The 24,692-nt window shown below is 37.3% G+C and carries 28 protein-coding genes; 12 read left to right on the top strand and 16 right to left on the bottom strand.

What is annotated here, in order from left to right; genetic code table 11:
• Positions 1–4 precede the first annotated feature (4 nt).
• Positions 5–1,336, bottom strand: a complete 1,332-nt coding sequence (locus tag ND811_RS08535; protein ID WP_265365523.1) for a hypothetical protein — start codon at positions 1,334–1,336, stop codon at positions 5–7.
• A 101-nt stretch (positions 1,337–1,437) separates the two neighbouring features.
• Here ND811_RS08535 and ND811_RS08540 point away from each other — a divergent pair, with 101 nt between their 5' ends.
• Together ND811_RS08540 and ND811_RS08545 are read left to right on the top strand one after the other, a co-directional pair.
• A complete protein-coding gene (locus ND811_RS08540; protein WP_265351784.1) occupies positions 1,438–3,456 on the top strand; it encodes a protein meaA in 2,019 nt (672 codons plus the stop codon).
• 103 nt (positions 3,457–3,559) lie between these two features.
• Positions 3,560–4,549: a P-loop NTPase family protein gene (locus tag ND811_RS08545; RefSeq protein ID WP_265351783.1), complete on the top strand. Its 990-nt coding sequence runs from the start codon at positions 3,560–3,562 to the stop codon at positions 4,547–4,549.
• Here the strand turns inward: ND811_RS08545 and ND811_RS08550 are convergent.
• From ND811_RS08550 to ND811_RS08580, 7 genes are all read right to left on the bottom strand, one after another.
• Positions 4,542–4,964 (bottom strand): acyl-CoA thioesterase, encoded by a 423-nt coding sequence (locus tag ND811_RS08550; protein WP_265351782.1) that lies wholly within the window; start codon positions 4,962–4,964, stop codon positions 4,542–4,544. The genes ND811_RS08545 and ND811_RS08550 overlap by 8 nt on opposite strands.
• The gene (locus ND811_RS08555; protein ID WP_265351781.1) at positions 4,964–6,604 is read right to left on the bottom strand and encodes a glycerol-3-phosphate dehydrogenase/oxidase; all 1,641 of its coding nucleotides are present in this window, start codon (positions 6,602–6,604) and stop codon (positions 4,964–4,966) included. Before ND811_RS08555 ends, ND811_RS08550 begins: the two co-directional genes overlap by 1 nt.
• Before the next feature lie 4 nt (positions 6,605–6,608).
• Positions 6,609–7,535, bottom strand: coding sequence for a diacylglycerol/lipid kinase family protein (locus ND811_RS08560; RefSeq protein WP_265351780.1), 927 nt, complete (start codon positions 7,533–7,535; stop codon positions 6,609–6,611).
• Positions 7,535–8,173, bottom strand: a complete 639-nt coding sequence (locus ND811_RS08565) for a TetR/AcrR family transcriptional regulator (RefSeq protein WP_265351779.1) — start codon at positions 8,171–8,173, stop codon at positions 7,535–7,537. The genes ND811_RS08560 and ND811_RS08565 overlap by 1 nt, the downstream gene beginning before the upstream one ends.
• Positions 8,173–9,789 (bottom strand): FAD-binding oxidoreductase, encoded by a 1,617-nt coding sequence (locus tag ND811_RS08570; protein ID WP_265351778.1) that lies wholly within the window; start codon positions 9,787–9,789, stop codon positions 8,173–8,175. The genes ND811_RS08565 and ND811_RS08570 overlap by 1 nt, the downstream gene beginning before the upstream one ends.
• Positions 9,790–9,876: 87 nt before the next feature.
• Positions 9,877–10,329 (bottom strand): VanZ family protein, encoded by a 453-nt coding sequence (locus ND811_RS08575; RefSeq protein ID WP_265351777.1) that lies wholly within the window; start codon positions 10,327–10,329, stop codon positions 9,877–9,879.
• Positions 10,330–10,370: 41 nt separating this feature from the next.
• Positions 10,371–10,676, bottom strand: a complete 306-nt coding sequence (locus ND811_RS08580) for an HU family DNA-binding protein (protein ID WP_004788037.1) — start codon at positions 10,674–10,676, stop codon at positions 10,371–10,373.
• Between the two features lie 177 nt (positions 10,677–10,853).
• Here ND811_RS08580 and ND811_RS08585 point away from each other — a divergent pair, with 177 nt between their 5' ends.
• Together ND811_RS08585 and ND811_RS08590 are read left to right on the top strand one after the other, a co-directional pair.
• A complete protein-coding gene (locus tag ND811_RS08585; protein WP_265351776.1) occupies positions 10,854–12,131 on the top strand; it encodes an STAS domain-containing protein in 1,278 nt (425 codons plus the stop codon).
• Positions 12,132–12,680 (top strand): hypothetical protein, encoded by a 549-nt coding sequence (locus ND811_RS08590; protein ID WP_265351775.1) that lies wholly within the window; start codon positions 12,132–12,134, stop codon positions 12,678–12,680.
• Here the strand turns inward: ND811_RS08590 and ND811_RS08595 are convergent.
• Complete coding sequence (locus ND811_RS08595; RefSeq protein WP_265351774.1) at positions 12,589–13,116, bottom strand: hypothetical protein; 528 nt, start codon at positions 13,114–13,116, stop codon at positions 12,589–12,591. The two genes, ND811_RS08590 and ND811_RS08595, sit on opposite strands and share 92 nt — an antisense overlap.
• A gap of 87 nt (positions 13,117–13,203) precedes the next feature.
• On the opposite strand from ND811_RS08595, the gene ND811_RS08600 reads away from it, so the two are divergent.
• Both ND811_RS08600 and ND811_RS08605 read left to right on the top strand, forming a co-directional pair.
• On the top strand, positions 13,204–14,706 hold the full coding sequence (locus ND811_RS08600; protein WP_265351773.1) for an HDOD domain-containing protein: 1,503 nt from the start codon (positions 13,204–13,206) through the stop codon (positions 14,704–14,706).
• A gap of 8 nt (positions 14,707–14,714) precedes the next feature.
• The gene (locus ND811_RS08605; protein WP_265351772.1) at positions 14,715–14,966 is read left to right on the top strand and encodes a hypothetical protein; all 252 of its coding nucleotides are present in this window, start codon (positions 14,715–14,717) and stop codon (positions 14,964–14,966) included.
• On the opposite strand, the gene ND811_RS08610 is transcribed toward ND811_RS08605, so the two are convergent.
• Positions 14,967–15,407: a Crp/Fnr family transcriptional regulator gene (locus ND811_RS08610; protein WP_265351771.1), complete on the bottom strand. Its 441-nt coding sequence runs from the start codon at positions 15,405–15,407 to the stop codon at positions 14,967–14,969.
• 109 nt (positions 15,408–15,516) lie between these two features.
• On the opposite strand from ND811_RS08610, the gene ND811_RS08615 reads away from it, so the two are divergent.
• Positions 15,517–16,599: an acyltransferase family protein gene (locus ND811_RS08615; protein ID WP_265351770.1), complete on the top strand. Its 1,083-nt coding sequence runs from the start codon at positions 15,517–15,519 to the stop codon at positions 16,597–16,599.
• Here ND811_RS08615 and ND811_RS08620 read toward each other — a convergent pair.
• From ND811_RS08620 to ND811_RS08635, 4 genes are read right to left on the bottom strand one after another with little or no spacing between them, the layout of a single operon-like run.
• Entirely contained in the window at positions 16,544–17,146 is a 603-nt protein-coding gene (locus ND811_RS08620) for an NADPH-dependent FMN reductase (RefSeq protein WP_265351769.1), read from the bottom strand. The two genes, ND811_RS08615 and ND811_RS08620, sit on opposite strands and share 56 nt — an antisense overlap.
• Positions 17,143–17,796, bottom strand: a complete 654-nt coding sequence (locus ND811_RS08625) for a DUF1569 domain-containing protein (protein WP_265351768.1) — start codon at positions 17,794–17,796, stop codon at positions 17,143–17,145. Before ND811_RS08625 ends, ND811_RS08620 begins: the two co-directional genes overlap by 4 nt.
• A 7-nt stretch (positions 17,797–17,803) precedes the next feature.
• Entirely contained in the window at positions 17,804–18,514 is a 711-nt protein-coding gene (locus tag ND811_RS08630) for a ParB/RepB/Spo0J family partition protein (protein ID WP_265351767.1), read from the bottom strand.
• Positions 18,498–19,424, bottom strand: coding sequence for a ParA family protein (locus ND811_RS08635; protein ID WP_265351766.1), 927 nt, complete (start codon positions 19,422–19,424; stop codon positions 18,498–18,500). Before ND811_RS08635 ends, ND811_RS08630 begins: the two co-directional genes overlap by 17 nt.
• Before the next feature lie 181 nt (positions 19,425–19,605).
• Between ND811_RS08635 and ND811_RS08640 the strand changes: the two genes are divergently transcribed.
• The 4 genes from ND811_RS08640 to ND811_RS08655 are packed head-to-tail and all read left to right on the top strand — an operon-like array spanning position 19,606 to position 23,094.
• Positions 19,606–20,640: a putative porin gene (locus ND811_RS08640; protein WP_265351765.1), complete on the top strand. Its 1,035-nt coding sequence runs from the start codon at positions 19,606–19,608 to the stop codon at positions 20,638–20,640.
• A 31-nt stretch (positions 20,641–20,671) separates the two neighbouring features.
• Positions 20,672–21,346, top strand: coding sequence for a M48 family metallopeptidase (locus ND811_RS08645; RefSeq protein WP_265351764.1), 675 nt, complete (start codon positions 20,672–20,674; stop codon positions 21,344–21,346).
• Positions 21,347–21,835 carry a low molecular weight protein-tyrosine-phosphatase gene (locus ND811_RS08650; RefSeq protein WP_265351763.1) on the top strand — a complete coding sequence of 163 codons (489 nt, stop codon included), beginning with the start codon at positions 21,347–21,349 and terminating at the stop codon, positions 21,833–21,835.
• Positions 21,823–23,094 (top strand): NAD(P)/FAD-dependent oxidoreductase, encoded by a 1,272-nt coding sequence (locus ND811_RS08655; RefSeq protein WP_265351762.1) that lies wholly within the window; start codon positions 21,823–21,825, stop codon positions 23,092–23,094. Before ND811_RS08650 ends, ND811_RS08655 begins: the two co-directional genes overlap by 13 nt.
• Here ND811_RS08655 and ND811_RS08660 read toward each other — a convergent pair.
• Both ND811_RS08660 and ND811_RS08665 read right to left on the bottom strand, forming a co-directional pair.
• The gene (locus tag ND811_RS08660) at positions 23,080–23,334 is read right to left on the bottom strand and encodes a hypothetical protein (protein WP_265351761.1); all 255 of its coding nucleotides are present in this window, start codon (positions 23,332–23,334) and stop codon (positions 23,080–23,082) included. The genes ND811_RS08655 and ND811_RS08660 overlap by 15 nt on opposite strands.
• Positions 23,331–23,759 (bottom strand): hypothetical protein, encoded by a 429-nt coding sequence (locus ND811_RS08665; RefSeq protein WP_265351760.1) that lies wholly within the window; start codon positions 23,757–23,759, stop codon positions 23,331–23,333. The genes ND811_RS08660 and ND811_RS08665 overlap by 4 nt, the downstream gene beginning before the upstream one ends.
• 92 nt (positions 23,760–23,851) lie before the next feature.
• On the opposite strand from ND811_RS08665, the gene ND811_RS08670 reads away from it, so the two are divergent.
• Positions 23,852–24,691, top strand: coding sequence for an alpha/beta fold hydrolase (locus tag ND811_RS08670; RefSeq protein ID WP_265351759.1), 840 nt, complete (start codon positions 23,852–23,854; stop codon positions 24,689–24,691).
• Position 24,692: the final 1 nt, after the last annotated feature.

The raw sequence follows: 24,692 nt of genomic DNA on the forward strand, positions 1-24,692 counted from the left end.
GCTGCTAATAGAAAGTTAGATACCCGAACTTCTTTTGCAGACCAGCGGTATACAAATCAAACGGGCTTTTTGCGGGAGTAGACAACCAAGCTTCGTCGACTTTTTTCGTTATAAAGTTCAAACTCTTTTCATTTTTAATTTTTTCTGAAGTAACCCTTTGGATTAGAACATCATGTTCGCTAATGGGAACAATCGCAAATGATCTTTGGTTTCGTCGGAAGAGTCCCGATTTCTGAACCAATTGTATGTCTTGGTTCCAAATTCCTTCTACATACAAAAAGGATTTATCAGAAACAGTTTCCTCACGCATGTATTTGGTTTTGGTACCCGTCTGGAAATAAAAGGCAAAAGAAAATTCTTTTGGCAAGTATATTGGATCTGATTTTAGAATGAGTGCTTGTCCAAAGGCCTTAGTTAGATTTTTAGATTGAATTTCCCAAGGTTCTTTGTCAGAGGCATTTAGATTTTTAAATATAAAATAAATAGAAACCGCAATGGATACAACAATCACAACCGATGCCGTGATGGTGTTTAATTCTTTTTCTGTATTTAATAATACATGTCCAATTCCAAGGACAACAAGTGGTAAAAGGATGAGGAGTGCAGATGTGTACCAAGTTTTGAATAAAAAGCCAATGGAGTTTGGTCCAAAAAAGTCTGTATACGAAAAGTAAATCAGAGAAAGAACAAAAAATCCGAGGTACCCAAGCAAAAACAAAAAAGGCAGATTTTTCTTTTTATAAAACACAGAAGTTTTTTGGGCGGCCTTTCTTGAACCACGGATCCCGGTAAGGATCACAAAAAAAGTAAACCCCAAATAAAACATAATGAAACTAGAAAAGAAAGCAAGGATCGTAAAGGTTGGAAAGATAAGAAGATCCGTCATCTTTTCCAATCGGAATGTCAAAAAAACTAAAAGTAAAAATACAAGACATAGCGTCTCCGTAAAATACGAAGTGGGAAATCCATAAGAAAATGGTAAAAAGGCCGCCAGATATACCAAAAGATAGTGGTTTCGTTTCCACTCTTCAGAACGAAGCAGTAACATAAACAAATGGAGGAATAAACTATAAAAAAGACCAGCTAACACAAGAAAGGAAGGAATATAATTCATCCCAAAGAGTTTTTTCCATGCCACAACAAACCATATTGCCAGTGGTTCTCTGGAAGAAATAAGTCCCCCCTCTTCCGTGAAAGCCTTAATATTGGCCAAAATCTCCCACTCAGTTTCAGTGGTAGGAAAAGGTCTAAAATAGGAGAACAAAGCAAAGCCAAAACTTAAGAATAAGATGCTAAAAAAGAAAGGTAGAGGTGAAAAAGGTTTTGGGTCTCGCATCTTGGAAAAGGCTCAATTTGCCTAGTCCTGTATAAATTTTTAGGTGAAAATATTCCAGAAGATTTTCAATTATACATAGAATTTATAAAACGAGGCAAAGAATGTCCGCCGAAAAAAAAGATTACCTTCTCGTGGACGAGAATGGACAGGGAAAACCTGACAAACCGTGGATTTTTAGGACTTATGCAGGTCATACCAATGCAAAAGCCTCCAATGAGTTGTACAGAAAGAACCTTTCTAAAGGCCAAACTGGCCTTTCCATTGCATTTGATCTCCCTACTCAATGTGGCTATAGTTCCGATCACGAGGTATCACGTCCCGAAATCGGTAAGGTCGGTGTTCCCATCAATTCACTTGAAGATTTTCGCATTTTATTCGACCAAATCCCGATCGAAGAAATGAACACTTCCATGACCATCAATGGAACTTCCATGTGGTTACTTTCGCTATATGTTGCTCTAGCAGAAGAACGTGGTGTTCCTCTCGAAAAATTAAACGGAACCACTCAAAACGATTTGATTAAAGAATATTTGGCGCGGGGGACTTATATTTATCCTCCGAAAGAGTCCATGAAAATCATCGTGGATATGTATGAGTATTGTTTGCACAATATCCCAAAATGGAATCCATCTAACATTTGTTCTTATCACTTACAAGAAGCAGGGGCCACTCCTGTGCAAGAACTATCGTTTGCATTAGCTACGGCCATTGCTGTGTTAGATGCCATCAAAGAAAGAAATTGTTTTACGGCCGATGAATTTGAACAATGTGTGGGTCGGATTTCCTTCTTTGTAAACGCTGGAATCCGTTTTGTGGAAGAGATGTGCAAAATGCGCGCCTTCACTGAAATGTGGGAAGAAATTACTAAAGAACGTTATGGCGTAAAAACTGCCAAATACCGAGTGTTCCGATATGGAGTACAGGTAAACTCTCTTGGACTGACCGAAGAACAACCAGAAAACAATGCATGGAGGATTCTCATTGAATCCCTTGGTGTGACACTTTCTAGAAATGCCAGATGTCGGGCCCTCCAACTCCCTGCTTGGAACGAAGCGTTATCATTACCAAGACCTTGGGACCAACAATGGTCACTCCGATTACAACAAGTCCTCGCTTATGAAACTGACCTTCTAGAATACCCGGATATTTTCGAAGGCTCTAAGGTGATTGAATCTAAAGTTAAAGCTCTCAAAGAAGAAGCTAAACTTGAAATTCAAAAAATCATCGATATGGGCGGGGCACTTGTTGCTATTGAAAATGGTTATATGAAGTCTCAACTTGTGAAATCACAAACGGAAAGACTTTCCAAAATCAATTCTAATGAACTAGTGATAGTTGGTAAAAACAAATGGACTGACGGAATCAAATCTCCGCTTATGACTGACTCCGATGGTGGTATTTTTAAAGTAGACCCAAAATCCGCAGAACAAACATTAAATGTTCTGGCAGATGCAAAGTCTCGTAGAAATGCAGAAGCTGCCAAAAAATCAATTGAGGACTTAAAAAAAGCAGCAAAAGAAGGGAAAAATCTAATGCCTTTCTCCATTGCTTGCGCAAAAGCACTCGTCACTACAGGTGAATGGGCAGATGCACTTCGCGAAGTTTACGGAGAATACAACCCACCAACAGGTGTGGATGGACAAAAACTCTTTTTGTCTGATGATAAAGTTTCTACCGTTCGCGGAAAAGTAGAAGCCTTTACAAAGGCCAATGGACATAGACCAAAAATAGTTGTAGGAAAACCAGGACTCGATGGTCACTCCAATGGAGCTGAAATGATTGCCGTTTCTGCAAAACACAGCGGTTTTGATGTGATTTATTCAGGGATTCGGCTCTCTCCAGAAGAAATTGTACAATCTGCAGTGGAAGAAAATGCCAACGTAATTGGACTTTCTATCCTATCTGGTTCTCACAAAGAAATCGTAAAGCAACTGTTTGACGAGCTAGCACACTACAAGGCAAAAATCCCTGTTGTGATTGGAGGGATCATTCCTGAATCCGATTTTGAAGAACTGAAAAAAATGGGAATTCGAGAAATCTTCACTCCAAAAGATTACGATCTCATGTCGATTATGGAAAAGATCATCGACATTGTCTCTGTAGAACCAGCTCTCGTTTAAAAACAAAAAGTCGTTTCTACTTTTATCCATCCATTGTAGATTTAATAAATCTGCAATGGAAGATCTCACTAATCTGACTTATGTTTTGTAATGGCAACATCCCTTGATTGATACTAAAGAATCATTATCCCAACTGGTTTCAGAGGCACTTCACGGTGAAAAATACCCGATTGCTAAAATCATTTCAAAAATTGAAACTGAAAATAATTTAGAATTTCGCGAATGCTTATTCCAAGAACTTTCCCTTCAAAACCCTGACACAAAAGAAGGACTTACTATCGGGATTACAGGAACACCTGGTGCCGGCAAATCTTCGTTACTCGGTGAGTTATGTAGACTTTTCCTGGATTTTGCACCAAACAAAAAAATGGCCATTGTTGCCATCGATCCTTCTTCCAATGTAAGTGGAGGTTCCATCCTCGGAGATAGAACGAGAGTCACTCTTCCAAGAAGAGACAATCGTATTTATTTTAGATCCCAACCTTCTCAATTGGAACTAGGAGGACTCAATCCCTATACTTATCATGTCATCCGTTTCCTCAGAAAAATTTTCGACTATGTATTTATAGAAACTGTAGGTATCGGCCAAAACGAAATTTCTGTTTCACTCATTTCCGATTTATCCTTTCTTGTGATGCAACCTCTCGGTGGGGACCAAGTGCAGTTTATGAAATCGGGAATTATGGAAGTTCCAGAAGCTTTTATCATCAACAAATGTGATGAAGAGTCTTTGGCAAATTCCAGTTATTATATGTTAGAATCCACCTTAGAATTCATCAAAGATATATTACCCGATCAGTCCCTTCCTCCCATCTTCAAAACATCGGTCACAAAACGAAAGGGAATCGAAGAACTGCTACAATACATCTTACAATACAAAAAACGAAAGGACAAAAATACGGAAACTCTGACCCAACTCACACAGTGGATTCGGAATGAATATGGAAGATGGGGAATCTCCATTTGGGAAGAGTTGGAATCATCTAAGTGGAACCAGGCGGTCAAACGAAATCCACTTGGAGGAATCCATAAACTAAAGTATGAAGAAGAAGAACGTAAAATAGTTTCTATGATTCAAACAAAAATTAAATAAGGGCTTTTAGAAAAACGTCTGGAATAGGGCATGGTTTTCTTTCCACATAATCAAAAAACACAATAGCAGTTTTGGCCCTAGCAATTTCTTTTCCCCCATTTTTATGGGTAATCACATAAACCATTTCCAAAGATTTTTTGGACACATTGTCCACAAAAAGTTGCATCATTAAGTCATCAGGAAAAAAGGCTTCCGATTTATATACAATAGCAACATCAGATACAACAATCCCCTTCCCTTCCACATTAATTTCCGTCCATCCATGAGAATGAAAAAACCGGGCCCTGCATTCGTGAGTTAAGGTCAAAATGGCATCATGAGCAAGATGACCAGCAAAGTTTATATCAGAGATACGAACACTGAGGTCAGTAGAATAAATTTGTTTTTCTGGAATATCGATAGAAATTCGAGCCATTAGTCAATAAACCATTTGTATCTTTCTTCGACTAACTTCTCTTCTTCCTTCAATCTATCTGCATTCCAACCAAGAATTTTCGCAATCCTTTTGTTTAATCGATTTTTTTCCAACGGGTCAAGAATTCCAACCGTTCCGACTCCAGATCGCCGAAAATAAAAATCCGTTAGGTGGAAGATGTCTTCATGGGTTACCATATATTCTACTTCTTCGTCATAATAGATCTCACCATTAGGAATCCGATATGTTTCTTTTCCTTCTAAGGATAAAATCTTCCAAGTAATACTACCATAGCGTTTGGCCAACGTTTCTAACTTCGCCCCTTCGGTCTTTGGAAATTTAAACTGCAATTCGTTTATTAATTCCTTGAGACTTTGGTATCTCCCTCCAAGTAGTGGCGTGAATTTTGTGGCACAAGGAGATCCTTCACCTTTTATGTAACGATCAATCGCATTTACTAAATTTTCCGCAACAGCACGACTCGTTGTATACTTTCCACCTAACGCAGAGAAAAACCCAGAGAATCCTTCGTTTTCATAATGAAAAATTTCAGATTTCCTAGAGGCAGAATAAGTTCCTTCTGTACTTCCTGGATCTTCTACCAATGGACGAAGGCCACCGTAATAATAATCCACATCTTTTAAGGTCAATTTCGCAAATCCAAAACTATAATTCACTTCATCTAACAAATCGACAAGTTCCGATTGTTTTACCTTAAAAGCATCTGGATCGTCCTCATAAGCCGTATCAGTAGTACCAACAATCGTTTTCCCACGCCAAGGAATAACAAAAAGATGGGAACCATCTCTTTTGGAAAGCACTGCACATTCATTTCCACAAATATTACGAACCACCGCATGAATTCCTTTGGAACGAACCAGTTTTTTCTCAGCGGTGACTCCTGTCATAGATTCAATTACATCCGCCCAAGGACCGGCCGAATTCACAACTACCTTACTAGAAACAAGTATCTTTTTGCCGGTAAGGGTATCCGTAAGACCAACCGTATAACCACCGCTATTTTGTTTTCTTAAAGTTGTAACAGCAAGATAGTTGTACGCATGAGCCCCTTTTTCTTTCGCGGATAAAATAAATTCAGTGGTATGTTTTTCTGGATTAAGGTTCGCATAATCATAATATTGAAAACTCCCCTTTAAGGAATTTCGATCTAACCCTAAAACCTTATAAATAGTTTCCCCTAACGAATTCCATCTATATCTAGGAAGTTGTACATCGGGATCAATGTCCTGATTACGATCAAAAGAAAGAGCATTATACAACTCCATTCCAAAAAACAATAGAATTCTTTGAAAGAAAGATCGAATAGGAATGATAAACCCCATTGGCCGAACGGCATGAGGAGAAATTTTGGCAAGATATCTTCTTTCCGAAAGTGACTCACGCACAAGTCCAAACTCAAGATTTTTTAAATACCTAAGCCCACCATGAATGAGTTTAGATGTTGCTTGGCTTGTGCCGGAAGCATAATCATTTTTTTCAACAAGTAAACAATTATATCCGCGAAGGGTAGCATCCCAAAGAACATTAGCACCAGTAATCCCACCACCAATAATAATGATGTCGTATTCCGATTTTATGTGACTGAGTCTCGAACTTTCTTTTTTTGTAATTTGTTTCATAGGTTTAACATTTGATAGGAAGTACGTTCGGTAAAACTTTGAAATGAGCTGGGAGTTGTCCCATATTCTCGCCATCGACATCAATAAAAACATCTTCATCAGACTCTGCAGTTAGTTCTGTGATCTGTTTTGAAATAACTTTCGAATCCGCAGACAATTTTCCACGGTATAAATAACTAAACTTTCGAAGAGTCTCCGATACTGTAACATCTTGAATGGCAAGTAAATCCATTTTACCATCATCCAATTTTGCTTTAGGAGCAAACCACATCCCACCGCCCGCATACTCTCCGTTAGCACAAACGATCAATCTACATTTGTTTGTAATTTTTTCAAATTTGGAAAGTGTGAGAGTTATTTTTTTGTTGGTATAAGTGAATAAACCAAGAATCGAATATAATAAAAATACTCCCTTCCCTCCAATGATATGAGCCAATTTTGAGCGATTGACTTTATAAACCACCTCACCGCCCATTCCAAAATCAGCTAAATTCAAACATAGGTAATTTCCCTTTGTTTTGTCGGCTTTTGTGTAAGTAACTTCGACCAAATCAATGACCCTTTCTTTTCCATTTAGGATTTGTTCTAGAGCTTTGATGGGATCTTTAGGGACTTTGACTGTTTTTATAAAATCGTTACCTCGCCCCGCAGGAATGGGGCTAAAAACAACGTTTTTGTTAATTAATTTTCCATTTTCAAAAAGCCCATTAATCACATTCGAAAAGGTTCCATCTCCGCCAATGCCGATGATCCAATAAAACCCTTGTTTGACGGCATCTTTTGCGATATCACGTGCAGCTCGTTCCTTTGTAGTTGCTTCAAATTCATAAGGAATCCCTTTTTTAATTAATTCCGGTTCTACTTTTTTCCAGACTTTTGCCGAGAGACCTCCACCAGATACAGGATTTAAAATCACTTTCATCTTTTTCATTAAGTCTCTCCTTTGTTCCCAGAAAATAATCCATAGAATAATACATGTTCAATTGTTTCTAGATAGGCTTTTTCGCTTTTGATTTCATTTTGGAAATGTCCATCTAAAATTACTTCTACAGCGCCACGAATCATCCCCCAGGCAACGGCCACGTTTGGATAAGTTCCTCTAGTATTGATTAAGTTTTCCTGTTTCGCATGTTTATAGATTTTTTCCAGTAGTGTTAGACGGTTAGTTCTTTCCTCAGTTAGAAGTTGACTCATATCTTCGGAAACATTGTTAATATTTAAATTAACACCACATTGTCTGGCAACAAGATACATATGTCGATCCCCCAAGCAGTGATCAATGTAAGCTCGAATTGCTTTTCTAGACATTTCAATGGCAGTGTGTTCTGCTAAAGCTTTTTCTAAACGTTTACGCAAACGAACATAATCTTCATACTGAATGCGGGCCATCAAATCATCTTTACTTTTAAAATGGAGATAAATTGTCCCACGGCCGATCTCCAATTGTTTTGCAATGTCATCCATCTTGACTAAAGATGGATGTTTAGTTCTAAAAAGTTCAATGGCACAGTTAAGAATGTCTGCTTCTCTTTGTGCAAATTCGCGTTTTTTCCTTTCAGAAACACCCATTATTTCAATCCTAACAATCCACCCGGGTTCATGATTCCTTTTGGATCAAAAGTCTTTTTAAGAGAAGACAAAATGCGAAGCCCTTCTTTACCAACTTCACCTTCCATCCAAGGAGATAACATTCGACCAATTCCGTGGTGGTGAGAGAGTGAACCCCCATTTTTATGGATGGAGTCAATGATTCCTTTGTGAAACTTTACAAAGTTTGTTTCTTCATTTTTTTTATCAATAGGGCTTAAGAATATAAAATACAAATTTGCCCCATTCTCATAGGCATGAGAAATATGGACCATACAAGATGTATTTTCATGGCTTTTGATATAAGCTCTAGTTTTTTCCCATAATCCGTGCAAATCCGACCAACTAACAGCCGTCTCTAAAGTATCAATGCGGATTCCTTCGTCCATTAAATAATCCCTGAGATAGGCACTAGAATATCTTTGGTGTAACCACTTGTTTACCGGAGACTCTCCCGTCGAAAATCCGCCATTACGTTTTGCAATTTTTTTAATCTTTTTTAAAACTTCTTTAGCATAAGTTGGGTCACCATCAATGATGATATGCATAAGAGATCTTTCCATCGGTTTATAGCCAATGAATCTAAGAAAATAATCTTCTTTGCCTCCATGAAGACCACTCATATGAAAGGAGATGTCTGTTTCTTCTGGGTCTTGGATACGAAAGAAATGCGGTTTCCCAAAACCCGCTTGCATTACTTCTCGCATTGTTTCTACCGCTTTTTCAAAGTTTTTAAAAATGAAGGAACCTTTTGCAGAATTTTCTGGAAGGAATTTACGAATTTTTAACGTTGCTTTGGTGATGACTCCAAAACTTCCTTCAGTACCAAGAAACAAACGAAATAAATCAGGACCAATGGAAGCAGCTGGATATGCTTTTGATTCAAATTTGCCTGCAGGAGTAACTGCTGTTAAACTAAGGAGGATATCTTCAATTTTCCCATAACCAGTCGAAGCCTGTCCTGCACCTTTGGCGGCAATCCAGCCTCCTACTGTTGAGAATTCAAAGGATTGCGGGAAGTGACCGCAAGTATAGCCACGTTCATTCAAATGTTTTTCTAAAACCGGACCATAAACACCGGCTTCCACTGTGACAGTAGAGTCGATTGCATTGAATTCAATGATTCGGTTTAGGCGAGATAAATCCAATGAGATCCCACCTTTAGGGGCTTGTAAGGCTTTTGTGACTGTGGAACCTGCCCCATAAGGAATCACAGGAATTTTATTTGCATTAGCTAGTGAGATAATTTCGACAACTTCTGCTTCATTTTTAGGAGACACAACCACATCAACGACGTCATTTACTTCACCAAATCTGGCTTTATAAATTTCTGTATAGAACTTTCCAATTGAGTGTTTAGCACGCGAAACGTCGTCTAACGAAACATAGTCTTTACCGACAATTTGTTTTAACTTTGTAATAGTAGCTTGTGAGAGTTTTGATTTTTTTATTGGGTTTAATGGAAGTTCTCCTTTTGGAAAGGATGCCTTGAACTCTTTATCAACGGGGAACTTCGCTTCTAAAAATTTTAAAGTATGCTCTGGTAATTTTTCTTCTACTTCGGGAGATCCCCATTTATAAATCGTACGAGTTTGCATATTGGTAACCAAAAATCCTTATTTGTTCCAGAATTTGAACCAAGTTCAATATTTGACAATTAAAATACCAAACTTCCCAAAAAATCTTTAGCCACGGAGTTCTTTTATGTATTCGGCTCTAACTTGATCCACAAAAGCATTGTTTAAGGTTGTTCCAAATAATGCGGATAAGGTTTCGACCAAAACATCATCCAAATCGAAGCCTGTTAAAATCCATTCGATAAGTTCAAAAGTAATATCAAGGGCAGGAGAAGGACATTGTTCAGACTTACCTTTAGCAATCGATAACAACAAGTCTTTGATCTGAGATATATTTTTTTGATCAATTAAATGACGTATCTCTGTGGGATAAGAGACCATTAACTTTTGTTTAATAGCATTTGGCGTAAAAACAATCAGATCTTCGGTAAGACCTAGTGCTTTTAATAAATGTTCTTTTAAATTTTTTTCTGAATGATGACTTTCTTGCCAAACAAGAAGGATTTTCTCTCCAACGAGAGAATCTTCGAAAGGTAAAAAAGGATAAGGTTTTTTATCCATAAAATACCCAGGGGGTTGTCCACCTGGGCTCACAAACTAATTTATTTTTTAGGAGGCACAACTGCGTCTTTACAAGTTTTAGATAATGTGAATTTAACGACGGTTTTAGCAGGGATTACAATCGCTTCCCCAGTGGCAGGGTTTCTACCTTTACGTTTTGGACGATTGCGTTTAACAAGTTTTCCTAATCCAGGAATCACAAAAGCTCCGTTTTTCTTAGTTTCCTTGTAAGCGAGTTCAACAAAGGAGTCTAGGAATGCTGCTACATTCTTTTTGGTCATACCAGTTGTTTCAGCAAGTTCACTGAGCATTTCGGACTTCTTCATTGGGGTAGGAGTTGTTGCCATACTTTGATTTTCCTCTAAACCATTTAACGGTTACACATTATTTACAAAACTACATGATTTGGTACAAGACTAAATTTATTTTGGATACAATTTTTCTGCAAATTTCCTAAGAAAAACGAAGTTTTTTTAAAAAAACCTTTATTTCCCTAAGGAAAATGGGAATTTCTTCCAAAACTCATGCCTTCCACCAAGTATAAAAAGGTCGTAGTGGTCTTCAAACGTACCAAATACGAATTAGATTTGGAAACTTACGGCTCCATTCAGGCCTATAAGGAAGTCGCACGCCAAAATCCAGAGGTTTTTGAAAGGACTTTGGAATCACACGAAAGGCAGTTGGAATCACGTAATTTTTTAAAATCCCATATTTTCCCCGATGCTGATTTTGTGTTTCGTGAAAACTTTGATCCAGAAAATGGAACAAAATATGATTTGATTGTGGCTCACGGTGGAGACAACCATTTCACTTATGTAGCTCATTTGGCGGGGACCACCCCTCTTATCGGTTGTAATTCTGATCCTCAATCCTCTGTGGGAGCGTTACTTGGTTTTACCGCCGAAGAACTCAAGATAGCTGTTGAAACTCACTTCAAAAACACTCATATAGAATCCTGGTCACTCTTAGATACGGAAATTCTTTATCCGAATGGAACAAAACTAAAAACCGTGCCTGCCATCTGTGAACTTTCCATTCGAAACAATAGCCCAGATCTCACTTCAAGGTTTTGGATTTCCTACCAAGGCCAGAAAGAAGAACAAAAATGTTCGGGATTACTTGTTTATACGGGCGCCGGATCCACTGGCTGGATCAGTTCTTGTTTCCCGAAAAAATTCCCACCATTTTCCAAACATGAGCCCTTTTTTCATGTTTATTCTCGAGAAATACGTGTGAAGTCACGAGAAACAGAGTTTTCCTTGGCAGATTTTAGGGCCTTAGATCAAGTGGAAGTTATATCTGAAATGAACGGTGGATTGGCAGTTGATTCTCTCACAGAGAGACACTATCCTTTTCCACCTTATGCAAAGGCGACGATTCGGTTATCGCCAGAGAAATTATCTGTAATTGTTCCGCTAAAGAGAGGGGAATCCATGCAAGACTTACCATACGAAATAGAACAGAAACGTATCAATGGAACTGTCATCGTCCAAATTAAAGGTCGTATGGAATCCGGTCCACTTGACCGTATCACACAAACGATCCTGGACGAAATGGTTGGGACCGATAGAAAACATCTCATTTTAGATTTTTCAGAACTTAGATACATATCCAGTTTAGGAATCCGAATGATATTGGATGTAAAGATGAATCTGCAAAAAAGAAATAAGGAAATGGCACTGGTGGGAGTCACAAGTTCCATCTTACAAGTGTTTCATCTACTTGGTCTGTCTAATGCATTCCAGTTCTATCCAGACCGAGAGGAAGCATTAAAGTCTTTTGAGGAGCCATCTAAGCAGTAGATGTCTCCTAGAGTATCCGTTTGGATCGCCAATGCTGTTTTTGCATCTTTTATTGTTGTTTCTCTATTCTATTCTCTAGTTCATTTCGAAAATCAAAACTTAAAAACTGAAACTGCAAGCTTAAATGAGGAAAGAAATAGAAGTTTTGCGATTGTTCAAGAATTATCTCGTGTCAAAAACCAATTCCCTATGGCTTACCAATGCCATTACAGTTTCGGTCTTAGCAATGGTTCTCTTCATGAAATCACAGAACGAATCCCCTACTCCATTTACAAAAGACTGCGGTTAGGTGATACAATCGAGGTTTATAAGAAAGAAATAAAAATCTTTGGGAAACAAACGGCTATTTCGCGAATTAAGGGGAATGAAGAACCACTCCCCCTTTTGGAAAACTTAGAAAGGTATTTTTTATACGGATTTATCTATTTACTCGTATTAGTTGGTGTTACTTTAGCATTTAGGGTTTTGGGATTACTATCTCAAACTTATCCTTTGCCGCAAAAACCAAATGAGAATGACGAGATTGTTGTAAATAAGTCTCAGGATTAACATCAAAACTTACGAAACACATATATTTATCGTGTTTTACAACATACATAAACTCTGAATAATTTAAGTGGGTGTTCTGGGTCATAAAACCGCGAAGCCATTTACTTTCTCTATATACCCTCTCATATTGAATATTGGTAGCATCGATTTTTTTAATCGCTTCTGCAGATTCCTTAGAATAATCCCTACTCATAATTTCTTTTTTTAAAGTCTTGATTAAGTTATATTCCAATTTTGCTTTATTAGGTGGCAAATTTTCGGGACGGGTTTTATAATAGTATTCAAATAACTCTTTATCTTGTCCCTCTTTGGCATCGTGATTCTCTTGGTTCACATCGGTGGGGGTAGTTTGAGGTTTGGTGTCTTGAGCAGAAATAGAAGCAACTGCTACAAATAACACAAAGGAAACAGAAAGGGATTTTTTTAAGAGTTCCATAGTCTACATTATCGGATTCTTGACCCAAATTTCAAAATAAAATTTTCGGTTTTCAAAAAGAGAAACAAGGTTCAAAACAGGTTTATCATGTCGATTCCTCCGCTCATTACCTTCCAAGAGGACTTTCTTTCTGGAAAGCTGATTTCCAAAGAATATGTCCACTTTTCGGAAATTGACTGTCCAGAACTAGATGTTTGGATCGGAAGAGTTGTTCGTAGTATCTCGTTAGAATTCCTACATGAAATTCTTTTTACCATTCTCAGCGAACTACTGGTAAACGGATGTAAGGCTAACGGAAAACGTGTTTTTTTTCAGGAACAAGGATTAAATCTCTGGGACGAAAAAGATTACGCCAGAGGAATTCCAATGTATAAGGATGAATTTGGTCATAACCGAAAAAGAGTGTTTTTAGCACTCGATCATTCCGATTACAAAATAACATTAAGCACCATTTATAAAGAAGATTATATCGAATTCCGAGTTAGAAATAACGCCAAAATCCTTCCAGAAGAAAAAAACAGAATTCTAAAGAGAGTAGAAGCTTCCAAAAAATACAAAAACATCAATGACGCCTATCGCGAGTCAGTTGACAACGAAGAGAGTTCCGGACTAGGAATTGTCTTGATTCATATTTTACTCAGAAACTCAGGGATTTCTAACCAATTCTTTCAGTTGATGACAACTGATGAATTTACAGAAGTTATCATTCGAATCCCAAAACAACTCATACCAAAAGAAAATCAGACGAACATAAAAAATCTGCTGGTCCGTGAAGTAAATAGCCTTCCTCCTTTACCTCCACAGATTCAGAAATTGATTCTCATCGCAAAAAAAAAGGATGTCGATTGGCATGAGATAGCAACTCAAGTAGAAAAAGATCCTGCCATTACTGCTGAAATTTTAAAAATTGCGAATTCCCCATTATTTGGAGCTCATACACCGATTATTTCCGTTTTAGACGGAGTTAAGAGAATTGGTCTCAAAAATCTTGAATCCATTTTTCTAACATTAGGTGCAAAAAAAATACTTAACTCTCGTTATGCGAAGCAGGTTTTAGTATGGACCCATTCGTTCAAAACTTCGATGTACGCTAGGTTTCTAATCGAAGATCGCAAAAAACATTTGAAGTTATTAGAACCCGCTATTATCTCTGCCCTACTCCACGATTTAGGTAGGATGGTACTTCTTTCCTTAGACTTAAGCCAAGTGAACCAGATAAGAGTACTTAGAAGTGATGACAATAATGAAATTTCAGAATGGGTAGAAGAATACACTTTAGGGACCACACATTCAGAAATCGGTCATTTGATGGCGGAAAAGTGGAACTTCCCGGAGGAGATTCTAGATGTCATACGTTACCACCACAAACCTTGGCAATGCAAAACTAGAAATAATATTCTTTGTCAGATCATTTACCTAGCAGATATCCTAGCCAATATCGGGCGTGGTAAAGGAAATTATTTCACTGTCGAACCTGAGGTTTTGGAATATTTTGAAATTTCATCAGAAAAGGTCTTTCGTGATTTGCAAGATAGTTTTAAAGTAAAATTTGAGGAACATAGAGAAGAATACCAAAATCTCTTAGCATAATCTTAATCATGAACTGGAAAGAATTATTAGAGCTCGAAGACAAACAATTAGAAGATCCCAAACTAGCCGATGAATTCAATCTAGTAGGACACCCAGAATATCCAAGTATATCAACTCTTCCCCCAGAAGAAACGTTGGAAATTCTGAAAGAGTTCTTAATAGCAGAAGGACAGGTGGTTAATCTGAAAAACCTTTTAAGTTACGCTCCCATATTAGAAATTACATTAATTAAAAAGAACTTACCAACAATCTACGGATAATCATTCGACATCTTGAACATCACTAATCCCAATTTGGTGTTCTTTTCCAACTTCGTTGCTAAATTCGATCTTCTTAGCTACTGATTTTTCCATACTACTTATGAGTAGTTCGTTTGTTCGCGCTAAACGGTCAGCCATAATCGATACCATCTTTGCGGCAAACTTTGGATTCTTAACAAGAAAGTTTTCCAACTGTTGTTTACTCTCAATTACAGCAACTTCACAATTTGTTATTGTCCTTGCCGTTGCACTTCTTGGGTTAGAACTAAACAAAGCCATTTCACCAAAAAAATCACCTGGTTTCATGAGTGCCAATCTCGTTTGGCTATTGTTCACCGTAAAAAAAATCTCAACGTTCCCTTGGAGGATGATGTACATCGCATTGTTCAGTTCCCCTTCTTTGAAGATTCTCTGATTTGGCGGAATGTTGAGTTTGCTCATTGATTCGTAGCTCCTATATCTATTTTTGGCTGTTTTGCCTAAAATCTGAATTCATTTTCCTTTGCACCAGGAAATCTGAAAAGAAAATGCCGTAAAGGAGATAGCATTTATGGAATGGGAATTATTAGGGATCATACTAACGGGGCTTGCTGCTCTATATCTTTTAGTCTTCCACATCCCCTACTCTATCCCCCACCCACTGGCAGCAAGACAAGGAAGAGAAACCAGATTTGATGTCCTGCGAGGATTTGCCATGGTTGGAATCGTACTCATCCATATTCATTCCTACTTTCAATTTTTTCATCCTGCAGATCAAACGGTGACCAGAACTACATTATTTTTATCAAATCTTTCTAGATTCTCGGTCCCAGTCTTCATACTAACATCCGCTATATTCTTGCGAAAAAAAGAGGGTTATTGGATTTCTAAACTTAAAAACCTCGTTTTACCTTATTCACTGGCTTCATGCCTCGGTTATTTAGTGAAATATAACAATTACAATATACTAGAATTCATCCAATTTTACCTATTGGGAAAAGTGTTCGCACCATTTTATTTTGTCCCTCTATTGATCCAATTTTATATCTTGTTTTATCTGTTTGACAAACTTCTTACCAACAATTTGTATTCGAAGTCCCTGCTTTTTATTTCTCTTTTATTAAATTTAACTTCTAATTTGGGTTTTTTTGACTCCATACTTCCTAAGGAGTACCATTCTATTTCTATTCTAAATTATATTTTTTTCTTTGTACTGGGTATCTATATCGGTCTTTCTTATGAAGAAAAAGAAAATACAAAAAAGAAAGATGAGCTGTCAATTTTGTTCCTGGCCCTCACAGTTTTATTTTTATTCTTTCTGATACTATATAGTTTTGGTTATGTTGTTGATTTTAAAAATCACCACATAGTGTATCCTATATTTTTCTTTTTTGGAATCTGGCAAATCTTACCTAGATTCAATAGAAAGGTATCCGATTGGATTTCTTATATAGGAAACAATAGCCTATTTATTTTTCTTCTTCATCCCTTTATCATTCACATGATGCATAGTGTAGATCCATATAGCTTTGGTGGCCCAATTCTGGGTTATATAGTTACTTTGGTCTTAAATGTAGGAATTCCAATTATAATCGCATTTACAATCCAAAAGGGTAAGTTTTTATATCGATTACTCCACTCTGACGAACGTTAGCAAACGCTTTTGCATATTCAACTAATACATTTAGAGTATAGGTCAATCTGGATCTAATGTATTCATCATCCTTATTTTCTGGATTTTCAGAATTTAATACAGACTCTACATGCCGAACAATTACGTGATCAGGTAAATACACAATCCGCGTGTTTTTGTAACTAGACATTCTTAATTCTGCGTTAGGATAACTTCCACCCATTCCACTGGATACAGTAATGATCAAGCCTGGTTTGTGAGAGATATCACTGCCAGTAAGGTAAAGAAAGAAGTTTTTTAGAGCAGGGCTAGCCATTCCTGCATATTCAGGAGAAAGAAAGACATACGCGTCGGCACTGCCCAGTCCTTCGCTGTATTCTAACCAAAACTTCTTAATATCAGAATCCTTTTCCCACATTGTTGGTTCCCATAGCGGAAGTGGATTCCCTCCTAAATCAAAAAGTGTTATTTCAATACCTTTTGATTTTAATATCTCAGCAAGGAATTTTCCTACTTTTAACGTTTGTGAGTTCTTTCTGTGGCTTCCGGCTATTAAACAAATTTTCATTTCATTCCACCCCCACCGCCTTGGTTTTTATTTCCTTTGTTATGAGATTTCTTTTTGTTTTTCCATTTGCGACTATTATGGCCACTTGGTTTAGTATCTCGGTCGTCTTTTTTCTTTTGCTGAAGATGGTGGTGCTGTTTTTTATCCGAAAAAGCTTTTTCTTTCTTCTGCTCTCTATCCTTGGCAAACCTGAGTTTCTCATCACCATACAATTGAATATAACCAAATAAAAAGGCAGCAAGAATTCCGTGAATTCGTTCCCATTGTTTTTTATCTAGTTCACCAAATACTGGATGGTCAGCAAAAGGCCCTGAATGTAATTTAAAAGCTGTTAAAGAAGTTTTTAACCTTAATAGTGCTGATTCTGAGTCACCCAAATCCTTTAGAGGGAACCCTGGGATTTGATTTGCTTTGGTATAACTACCTTTAGAAAGAAGTTTTGCAAACTTGTATTTTCCCAATATTTTATTGATAGTATTTCTTTTGTTTGTTAAACCGATTCTTTGGATCGATAATTCGATAGACTCAGCCAAAAAATCATAAACTTGGCTTAAAGTGATGTCTGCCCTTTGTTTTTTTTCACAAGCAACAATAATTGATAATTCTCTTTCAATATCGTCTATCGTTTTTAATTTTAAATTTGATTTCATTTTTCCCCTACTCGTTGATTCCGTACTTCTTTTTGAGTAAACCGAGATCTCTTAAAAAGTTGTCTCGCACTCGCCCATTTAGTTTACTCAAATTGATACTAATACGACCCGAACTAGACCCTGACCGGGGTGAAATGGTTTCACCCCCTCTATTTTCTTTACGTTTTAGTAATTCTTCGAGATTCTTTACCGAAAGTGGTTTCCCGCTGATCATCAATTCCATGACTGATTTTTGATCGAGCCTTGCTATGCTACTGAGTTGTTTCACATATCTTCCGCTATATCCCAACAGTTCAGATACTTCTTCTGCAGTTTTCCTTTTTTCTTTACGAAGAAACTGAATTGCTTTGCCAACTTCCCAGGGATTTAAGTTTTTCCTTTTTTCGTTCTCGGCAAGCGACATCTCGTAACAAACATCCTCATTAGCATCCGTGATGATCGCAGGGATTTCTTTCCACCCTAATTTGATTGCAGCTCGGTATCGGCGCTCCCCTGCAACTATCAAATACTTTCCTTTATCTTTTCTGACAAGAATTGGCTCGATTAACCCCAACCTCTCCATTGATGGTAATAGGTCAGTTGTATCTTCACGTCCAATCAAACGTGGTTGCATGGGGTTGGGGGATATTTGACTTAACTCTAAATGAGAAGGATTCTTTTTCTTTTCAGAATATGCAGAGATTAAATCTAAAGCTTGAAACTCAGTTTTTTTGGACATCTATTTTACTTTTAACCTCTGCCGCTAGTTCTCTAAAATTTTTCATAGTCGCTAAGTCAACTTTAGCAAGGAAAGACATCTTTGCTTGAGCCTGAGGAATGGCCTCTCGTCTTTGAATGACTGTTTCAAAAACTGGGAAATATCTCTTAACTCCTTCAGCAAGACCTGCCAGTGCCTTTTGACCTTCATACTGATTTAAAACAGCACCCAAAAGTTTCAATCTCTGGTTAGCTTTCCTCTGAATCTTCTGAAACGTTTCATAAAGATCCCTGATCCCCTGCAAACTAAAAGCCCTAGTTTGAATTGGCACAAGAATGTAGTCTGCACAAATCAAAGCATTCTCCAAAATGAGTCCAAGAGAAGGAGGACAATCGATAATTATATATTCATATCTAGAACGCAGAGGAAGGATCGCCTCGTTTAACAATTCAAAATCATCCCTTTCATAGGGTGTGGTTAAATTTGCAAGTTCTAAGGTAGAAGGAAGTAAATCAAAATTTTCGCCAATCGTTTTGATAGCTGGTTCAATATTCTTCGCCTTCTTACCTCGATAACCTAAATAATCCATTACCGATGGAACGTCATCTTTCAAAAAAAGTTGTGTGGCGTTTGCCTGAGGATCCCAATCAATCAACAATACTTTATGATTTTCTGCAAGAGCTTCAGCTAAATACAAACTTATCGTTGTTTTCCCCTCCCCTCCTTTTTGATTTGATACTGCAATTACATGGCTATCAAAACCATCTCTTTCGGTTGGTTCAAAATATTTTAACAAAATAGATTGTTTGAATTCTCCAGATTTCCAGCCAGGTATTTTTAGGTCCGAAGCTTTCTCAGAAAACTCACTGGTGCCCAAACCAACGAATTTGGCCGCTTCTTCTTCTGTCAATATAGGATCAATTTTCCCCATAACCTACTAGATGGTGAGTGAGCCTGTCTAGGATGTCAATTTAATTATGTCTCTTAGGGGTGAAATGATTTCACCCCTAAGAAGAAACATATATGGTAACCAAAAACCTATCGCCATATTCAACCGCCCTCCTTCCCAATAATTTAGGAATTTACAACTTAGGGGTAAAGTAGAACTTAAGTTGGTGCCTAAAATACTTAAATTTGTTTTTTTATTTTTACTCTTAAGCGTTAGTCCCATCTCAGCAGAAATCATCTGGGGACCAACTGTTGAAAAATCAGGCGGAGAGTATATATTTGAAACAGGGAACAAATACCCAAACTTATCGGGGATTCGCGGAGGCTCAAGGATCTCATTTCCCAGATCATTTTCTTTATTTGGTGTCCAAGGAACCATAACCAAAGAACGGTTCGAAATTAGTGGTGCGCTTAAAACCACAGGATGGTCTCAAAAATCTGGACAGGCTCGTGACGAAGATTTTTTTCTAGGTTCTATCTCAACAGAAAACACAACAAATATTGCAACACGAGAATGGAGTTATAGAGACTCTGCAACAGTATATGCTGGTAGTAGAAATTTTGCAGACGGGAAAGGTAAATCAACAGTCTCCGAAAATAGAGCAGAATTTTTTGGTAGGTACTACTTTCAAAGTGCAAACCCAAATTACTGGATCAACGGTTCTGGCTTTTTTCTTTCCGCGGGAGCCAGGTATTCTTATTTTAAATATTATTTTTATGACGTGAATCAATTCATAGAATCGAGTCCAGTGTTTTATGGACCAATAGGGCTCGGACTGAGTTTCTCGAATGATCTTTGGGAATTTTTTGGTGGTGGTGGATATCGCCATTCTGAGGGAAATTTCTATCTAGATATAAGCTTTATGCCATCCTTTGGAAGAATCAAAACAAGGGATTTCCATGTTCAACGATCCATCAATTTCTTCTCAGAAAATTATGGTTTAGGTTGGACGTCAAAGGCCGAGGTAGGCTACAAAATAAACCCAAGTTGGCTAAGTTATTTGAGGGTCAACCATCGAAGGTTTTTCTCTGAGGGAAGATTTACTTCGCAAGGTGGTCTGACCACAGAAGATATTGCATCCAATTTAGTCAGTGGATTTAAATCTCATATTAATATAAAAGACTATTCAATTGAGATTGGTGTTCTAAACAAACTTGATTGGGATCAAAAACAAAATAGTGGCGAAAAAGTCGAATAGAAGACCGACAACTAAAACTTCCAAAGACTAAATGATTGATTTAACGATAGAAAGAAAAATCACCAAAGGGAATAATATTTCGCTAGTGGTTTATCAGAATGGCAGAGTGGTACTAAAACATCCTGCCAAAGTTCCCAAAAAGCAACTAGAGGATTTTTTGTCGGAGAAGAAGGACTGGATAGTTTCCAAATTGGCACAACTTCCAAAAGACATTCCGCAAAAATTGAAATTTGAAGATGGGGAAAAAACTTATATTTTTGGAAATCCCACAACAGTATCCATAATTCCGAAAAAAAAATATATCTATCTTAATGGAACCATTCAGATCCCTAATACTAAAACCGCAGATTCACGCATTCGTAAGGGGAAACAAGTCTTAAAGGAATTGCTTTTAGAGAAAGTTTTACCACTAATCGAAAAAACCTCTCTCGCTCTGAATACAAAAGTAACAAAAATTTCGATAAAAACCATGCGTTCGCTTTGGGGAAGTTGTAACTCAAAAAATCAAATATCCCTGAACCTAAGTCTAGTCCATTGTCCAGACTATATTATCGAATATATTATTCTTCACGAAATAGCACATACTATCGAACACAACCACTCCTCAAAATTTTGGAAGATTGTGAAATCACAAGACCCCAATTACAAAGTCGCGGAGAAATGGCTCAAAGACGTTGGCAAAAAATATATATACTATCTTAATTAAATGAAAGAAAAAACAAAAGTTCTCTTTATCTGTTTAGGCAACATTTGTCGTTCCCCTGCTGCTGAAGGTGCGTTTCAAAACCTGGTAAAAAAAAGGAATTTAGATCATTTATTCGAAATAGATTCTTGCGGAACTTCTGGTTATCATGATGGAGAATTAGCCGATCCAAGAACACGAAGAGTAGCGGAAAATCGAGGAATCCGTTTAACACACCTTTCAAGAAAATTAACTAAAGCAGATTTAATTCATTTTGATTACTTATTGGTTATGGATGAAAACAACTTCCATGATGTACGCAGTCTAACTAATGAGAAGAAAATTCAGGATAAAATACTTTTATTCGGGAAATTTAGAAGTGATGCAGGTGCTCCGATTGTGCCTGATCCTTACTACAAGAACGAAAGCGCCTTTGAGAAGGTTCAAGATCTTGTAGAAGATTGTTCTATCGGTTTTTTAAATTTTTTAGGAGAAATAGAATGCATCAAATAAAGAAAAAAATTTTAATCATTGGAGCCGGGTTTGGTGGGTTACAAGTAATCAAAACCCTAGCTAATAATAAACTATTCGAAATCACTGTTGTTGATAAAAAAAATCACCACCTATTTCAACCACTTTTATACCAAGTGGCAACAGCAGTACTTTCTCCCGCTGACATTGCCATTCCATCTAGATCGATTACAACTAAGTATAAAAATGTAAAAATACTTTTAGGTGATGTCACAGAAATTGATTTTGAAAATCGAAATGTTAAATTCCAGAACAATTCCGAAACTTACGACTATCTTATACTAGCGACAGGAGCAAGAACCAGTTATTTTGGAAATCACAGCTGGAAAGAAAAAACTTTAGGCCTGAAAAATCTTAAAGATGCTTTGGCAATTAGAAGAAGAATTTTACTATCCTTCGAACAAGCAGAATTGATAGGAGATTACGAAAAAGCAAAAAGTTTTATGCACTACGTAATTATCGGAGGGGGACCAACTGGTGTTGAACTCGCTGGTTCCATCGCAGAACTCTCTCATAATATCATCCGCAAAGACTTTAGAAATATAGATTCAGGTATGACAAAAGTCACCTTGATTGAAGCAGGGCCTAGATTACTAACTGCTTTTAGCGAGAAGTCTAGTGCTTTTACAAAAGAAAAACTGGAGAGCAGGGGAGTAGAAGTACTTACAAGCTCCCCTGTATTAGACATTACAGAGACTGGTGTCGTACTCAAAGACAGGACCATCGAATCTAAAACAGTGATATGGGCAGCAGGAGTAGAAGGTTCCGAGTTAGCAAAAAAATTGCCACTTAACAAAGACAAGGCGAATAGAATCATCGTAGATGAATATTGCCGAACGACTGAATATCCAGAAGTATTTGTAATAGGTGATGCTGCAAATTATGCCAAAGGCCTTACAAGGCCCCTACCCGGGGTTTCACCAGTCGCAATGCAACAAGGAAGGTATGTCGCCAAAATTATCGAATCTTTAGAAAAAAAGAAATCCATTACACCATTTCATTACTTTGATAAAGGAAACATGGCAACGATTGGAAGAACGGATGCAGTAGCTGAATTTGGCAAAATCAAATTAAAAGGAATTTTTGGATGGCTCGGTTGGCTCTTTGTTCATCTCGTTTATCAAGTCGGATTTAAAAATAAAGTCAGTACACTCCTAAGCTGGGTATGGAGTTATTTAACATTCCGTGCTGGGTCTAGGCTTATCCAAGAAGAAATGGACGAACTTTCAGTTAGATCTTAAGTTATAACGGTTCTTCTCCGATTCGGAAATACATTTTTTATAAGCCAGTTCTGTATTTCCGATCCAAACAGCGGTATTTAACTCAACATTTCCAGTTGTTGAATGTCTTTCAAGAATCGGTAACATAAAAACGTAACTTCTATTTCTAGTTTTATCACATTCCTCTCTAAATTGATCTTCCCGAGATAACTGTGCACAGGACAAAAAAGCTAAAAATAAAAGAAATACAAATCGGATCATTTGGATTCACTAAATAAAGTTTGTAGTTCCGCAAGTTCAGAAGTTTGAGCACTAGTCAGATAGTTTTGATTGGATTCAAGGAACTTTAAGTCATCTTCTGCTTTTAACCTTTGAGATTGTTTGTATTCTGGCTTATGACTTACTTTTAAAACTATTTCACCTTTATAACCAGTATCACCATTTGCTTCCAAAATAATAGACCTAACACGTTTTAAATAGAGAGGAAGTAACTTCTCTATAGGAGCATTTTTGGCATATTCGGACAGGGCAAAATTTAATAAGGTGATTTTTTTTCGATGGATCGTAGTTGCATCTGCCTTTGTCTCACAATCAGACAAACTAAGACATACAGGTTTGGAACTGGAATCAGCTAGTAACGGAAATCCAAAAACAAAGAATAGAGCAAGCAAAAGAATACGATTCATGAACAAATTTCATAGAGAATTCAAAAAAGAATCAAGCTTAAATCCAAAAGATAAATGTTTACAATGAGCAGGAATCAAAAAGGCTTAGGTATATGTTGCCAATTACTATTCACACAAAATTCCACTCTATAGAGGGGATTGAGTGGGGGAATCCGCATGGTGCACCGATCCTTGCCTTCCACGGCTGGCTTGACAACGCAAACAGCTTTGCTCCATTAGCAAAGTTTTTTCCAAATTACAGGTTCATTTCTATCGACTTCCCTGGTCATGGAAAATCCAGTCATAAACCAGAAAATACCGTATATTATTTTGCCGAATATGCACTAGAGGTTGTATCGATTGCCCAAGCACTCGGCTTAGAAGATTTTATTCTAATGGCACATTCAATGGGTGCCGCAGTATCTACGTTAGTGGCAGGGACGAACTTATTAAAAATTAAAAAACTTGTATTAATCGAATCCCTGGGTCCTCTCACAAACCTCTCCGAATCAGCGCCAGATATACTTTCAGAAGCTATCAAACAAATCTTACACCCCCGAGGCAAAAAAGAAACTTTCTTTCCTGATATGGAATCTGCAGTAAGTGTCAGAATGCGAGCTGGTGATATGAAAAAAGAATCGGCAGAAATTTTAATGGAGCGTGGCATTGAAAAAACCCACAAGGGACTAAAACCAAGAAGGGATTTAAGACTTCATTACAACTCATTTTTCCGTTATACCGAAGAACAGATTGTCTCTTTTTGTAGTCGTATAGACTGCAAAACATTATTAATATTAGGTGACAGATCAGGATTTCAAATAGCCGAAAAATATAAACACAGAAAAGACGCCGTAAAACACCTAACAGAAATAATTCTTCCCGGCGGTCACCATTTGCATATGGATTCCCCTGAAGAAGTATCAAACGTTATTATAGATTTTTTAGAAAGCTAAT

Origin of the sequence: Leptospira soteropolitanensis (assembly GCF_026151655.1) — a bacterium.
Taxonomy (GTDB): Bacteria; Spirochaetota; Leptospiria; order Leptospirales; family Leptospiraceae; genus Leptospira_A; species Leptospira_A soteropolitanensis.

Coding starts and splice junctions, on each gene's coding strand:
- ND811_RS08535 (WP_265365523.1), bottom strand. CDS start 1,336: ATGCGAGACCCAAAACCTTTTTCACCTCTACCTTTCTTTTTTAGCATC.
- ND811_RS08540 (WP_265351784.1), top strand. CDS start 1,438: ATGTCCGCCGAAAAAAAAGATTACCTTCTCGTGGACGAGAATGGACAG.
- ND811_RS08550 (WP_265351782.1), bottom strand. CDS start 4,964: ATGGCTCGAATTTCTATCGATATTCCAGAAAAACAAATTTATTCTACT.
- ND811_RS08555 (WP_265351781.1), bottom strand. CDS start 6,604: ATGAAACAAATTACAAAAAAAGAAAGTTCGAGACTCAGTCACATAAAA.
- ND811_RS08560 (WP_265351780.1), bottom strand. CDS start 7,535: ATGAAAAAGATGAAAGTGATTTTAAATCCTGTATCTGGTGGAGGTCTC.
- ND811_RS08565 (WP_265351779.1), bottom strand. CDS start 8,173: ATGGGTGTTTCTGAAAGGAAAAAACGCGAATTTGCACAAAGAGAAGCA.
- ND811_RS08570 (WP_265351778.1), bottom strand. CDS start 9,789: ATGCAAACTCGTACGATTTATAAATGGGGATCTCCCGAAGTAGAAGAA.
- ND811_RS08575 (WP_265351777.1), bottom strand. CDS start 10,329: ATGGATAAAAAACCTTATCCTTTTTTACCTTTCGAAGATTCTCTCGTT.
- ND811_RS08580 (WP_004788037.1), bottom strand. CDS start 10,676: ATGGCAACAACTCCTACCCCAATGAAGAAGTCCGAAATGCTCAGTGAA.
- ND811_RS08585 (WP_265351776.1), top strand. CDS start 10,854: ATGCCTTCCACCAAGTATAAAAAGGTCGTAGTGGTCTTCAAACGTACC.
- ND811_RS08590 (WP_265351775.1), top strand. CDS start 12,132: ATGTCTCCTAGAGTATCCGTTTGGATCGCCAATGCTGTTTTTGCATCT.
- ND811_RS08595 (WP_265351774.1), bottom strand. CDS start 13,116: ATGGAACTCTTAAAAAAATCCCTTTCTGTTTCCTTTGTGTTATTTGTA.
- ND811_RS08600 (WP_265351773.1), top strand. CDS start 13,204: ATGTCGATTCCTCCGCTCATTACCTTCCAAGAGGACTTTCTTTCTGGA.
- ND811_RS08605 (WP_265351772.1), top strand. CDS start 14,715: ATGAACTGGAAAGAATTATTAGAGCTCGAAGACAAACAATTAGAAGAT.
- ND811_RS08610 (WP_265351771.1), bottom strand. CDS start 15,407: ATGAGCAAACTCAACATTCCGCCAAATCAGAGAATCTTCAAAGAAGGG.
- ND811_RS08615 (WP_265351770.1), top strand. CDS start 15,517: ATGGAATGGGAATTATTAGGGATCATACTAACGGGGCTTGCTGCTCTA.
- ND811_RS08620 (WP_265351769.1), bottom strand. CDS start 17,146: ATGAAAATTTGTTTAATAGCCGGAAGCCACAGAAAGAACTCACAAACG.
- ND811_RS08625 (WP_265351768.1), bottom strand. CDS start 17,796: ATGAAATCAAATTTAAAATTAAAAACGATAGACGATATTGAAAGAGAA.
- ND811_RS08630 (WP_265351767.1), bottom strand. CDS start 18,514: ATGTCCAAAAAAACTGAGTTTCAAGCTTTAGATTTAATCTCTGCATAT.
- ND811_RS08635 (WP_265351766.1), bottom strand. CDS start 19,424: ATGGGGAAAATTGATCCTATATTGACAGAAGAAGAAGCGGCCAAATTC.
- ND811_RS08645 (WP_265351764.1), top strand. CDS start 20,672: ATGATTGATTTAACGATAGAAAGAAAAATCACCAAAGGGAATAATATT.
- ND811_RS08650 (WP_265351763.1), top strand. CDS start 21,347: ATGAAAGAAAAAACAAAAGTTCTCTTTATCTGTTTAGGCAACATTTGT.
- ND811_RS08655 (WP_265351762.1), top strand. CDS start 21,823: ATGCATCAAATAAAGAAAAAAATTTTAATCATTGGAGCCGGGTTTGGT.
- ND811_RS08660 (WP_265351761.1), bottom strand. CDS start 23,334: ATGATCCGATTTGTATTTCTTTTATTTTTAGCTTTTTTGTCCTGTGCA.
- ND811_RS08665 (WP_265351760.1), bottom strand. CDS start 23,759: ATGAATCGTATTCTTTTGCTTGCTCTATTCTTTGTTTTTGGATTTCCG.
- ND811_RS08670 (WP_265351759.1), top strand. CDS start 23,852: ATGTTGCCAATTACTATTCACACAAAATTCCACTCTATAGAGGGGATT.